Annotated in this window: 4 protein-coding genes; all 4 read left to right on the plus strand. The window is 66.2% G+C overall.

Annotated elements, in window-relative coordinates; genetic code table 11:
• Positions 1-595 (plus strand): cytochrome c (locus tag AC1D00_RS37140; protein ID WP_477014090.1); only part of this gene is annotated, 595 nt, incomplete at its 5' end.
• 18 nt (positions 596-613) lie between these two features.
• A complete protein-coding gene (locus AC1D00_RS37145) occupies positions 614-790 on the plus strand; it encodes a hypothetical protein (RefSeq protein ID WP_027542758.1) in 177 nt (58 codons plus the stop codon).
• The gene (locus AC1D00_RS37150; protein ID WP_477014091.1) at positions 787-1,350 is read left to right on the plus strand and encodes a cytochrome C oxidase subunit II; all 564 of its coding nucleotides are present in this window, start codon (positions 787-789) and stop codon (positions 1,348-1,350) included. Before AC1D00_RS37145 ends, AC1D00_RS37150 begins: the two co-directional genes overlap by 4 nt.
• The coding region (locus tag AC1D00_RS37155) for a cbb3-type cytochrome c oxidase subunit I (protein WP_477014092.1) at positions 1,337-2,308 on the plus strand (972 nt) is incomplete at its 3' end. The genes AC1D00_RS37150 and AC1D00_RS37155, both read left to right, overlap by 14 nt.

Raw genomic sequence — 2,308 nt, forward strand, 5'->3', positions numbered from 1 at the left:
CTGGTACGCACCCTCGCTCACGTCCAACCGCGAGGCAGGTCTCGGCGACTGGAGCATCAAGGACATCACCGATCTGCTCCAGACCGGCGTTTCGGCGCGCGGTGTCGTCTACGGCCCGATGGCCGAAGTCGTGCACAACAGCCTGCAATATCTTGATGACGCGGACACCAAGGCTATGGCGGTGTACCTCAAGGGCATCTCGGAGCCTTCCCCTCCGCCGGCGGCGAGCTCGGCGCTGCCGACCACAGAGAGCAGCCTGCTGATCAGCCTCGGCAAGACCGTCTACGACAAGAACTGCGCGAGCTGTCACGGCACGCAGGGCGAAGGCAAGCCGCCGCACTGGCCGCCGCTCGCCAACAACCAGTCGATCGAGATGCAGTCGGCGGTCAACCCGATCCGCATGGTGCTCAACGGCGGCTATCCGCCGGGCACCAAGGGCAATCCGATGCCATATGGGATGCCGCCGTTCGCCGGCCTGCTCTCCGACAACGAGGTCGCCGCCGTCGTCTCCTACATCCGCACCGCCTGGGGCAATCGCGGCACGCCGGTCTCGGCCCGCGAGGCCAACGAGCTGCGCTCCGCACCGCTGAACTGAGGACGCCAGAGGTCCGTCATGATCAATTCCGATCCGCCGACCAGCCCAGCCGCCGCCGACCAGGCCGTCGAGGAGGTCGTCGCGCAAGGCCCGTCCGGCGCGATCGTGCTCGCCGGTATCGCCACGGCCTGCGTCGTCGCGATGTGGCTCGCCTTCTATCTGTTCGTCTTCCTGCCGCGCGGATCGCTGCAATGAGCGCAGAGGACACCCATGGCAGCGCCGAGGTCGCAGCCCGCGTCGAGCGGCGCTGGGCGACTATTGCCGTGATCATCATCGTTGGCATGGCGCTGCTGGCGGCGTTCGCCGGCATCCATCGCGCAACCATGCCGCAGCCGCGCGTCGAGACCACCGATCCCTCGCGCATTCATCTTTCGGGCGAATTCGTCGAAAGCAATCTCGGCAGCGTGCTCGAGGCCAACGGCAACGTCACGGTACGCGCGATCGGCCAGCAATATTCCTTCACGCCGGCCTGCATCGTGGTGCCCGTGGATACGCCGATCACGCTCCGCGCCACCAGCGCCGACGTCGTGCACGGCATCCTGATCCAGGGCACCAACGTCAACACCATGCTGGTGCCGGGATACATCTCCGAGCAGCTGATGCGCTTTACCAGGACCGGCGACTATCTGATGCCCTGCCAGGAGTTCTGCTCCTTTGGCCACGAGGGCATGTGGGGCAAGGTCCAGGTGATCGACAAGACCGACTTTGCCAATCGTGCGAAGGGCGGCGGGAGGCTGAGCTGTGTTGGCCAATAGGAAGCTCATCCTCGCCCATTTCTGGTTCGCCTTCGCCGTGTTCGGCGTCGCGCTCACGCTCGGCGCCTGGCAGATGTTCATCCGCAGCCCGATCGGCACCTGGCTCTCCAACCCCGAGCTCTATTATCGCTCGCTGACCGCGCACGGCACGGTGATGGGCTACGTGTTCCCGACCCTGGTCGCGATGGGCTTTGGCTACGCCATCAGCGAGTCCGCGCTGGAGCAGCGCCTGGTCGGCGTGCGCTGGGCCTGGGCCGGATTCTGGCTGATCGTTGCCGGCAGCATCATGGCCGTGATCCCGATCGCGCTCGGGCGCGCCTCGGTGCTCTACACGTTCTATCCGCCGCTGATCGGCAACGTCTTCTACTATCTCGGCGTCGTCCTGGTCGTGGTCGGCTCGTGGGTCTGGGTCGCGCTGATGGCGGTCAATCTGCGCGTCTGGCGAAAGGCCCATCCCGGCGCGCCGGTGCCGCTCGCCATGTTCGCCAATGTCGCCGGCTCCTATTTGTGGGCGTGGACCGCGGTCGGCGCGGCGCTCGAGCTGCTGCTCCAGATCATTCCGGTTGCGGCGGGGCTGAAGGCGACGATCGACGCCGGTCTTGCCCGTGTCTTCTTCTCCTGGACGCTGCACGCCATCGTCTATTTCTGGCTGATGCCGACCTACATCGCCTATTACACCATCGTGCCGCGCGCGATCGGCGGCCGGGTCTATTCCGACACCATGGCGCGGATCTCGTTCATCCTGTTCCTGGTGGTGGCGATGCCGATCGGCATGCACCACACCTTCGCCGATCCGCAAGTCGGCGCCGGCTTCAAGTTCATCCATTCGGCCTTCACCGCGCTGGTCGCGCTGCCGACGCTGCTGACCGTGTTCACGATCTGCGCCTCGGTCGAAATCGCCGCGCGGCTGCGCGGCGGGCGCGGCCTGTTCGGCTGGATCAGGGCGCTGCCCTGGGAC

Source organism: Bradyrhizobium sp. P2_E8 (assembly GCF_056403875.1).

Bases quoted from the DNA above. Each gene is read 5' to 3' on its own strand.
- AC1D00_RS37150 (WP_477014091.1), top strand. From the start codon at position 787: ATGAGCGCAGAGGACACCCATGGCAGCGCCGAGGTCGCAGCCCGCGTC.
- AC1D00_RS37145 (WP_027542758.1), top strand. From the start codon at position 614: ATGATCAATTCCGATCCGCCGACCAGCCCAGCCGCCGCCGACCAGGCC.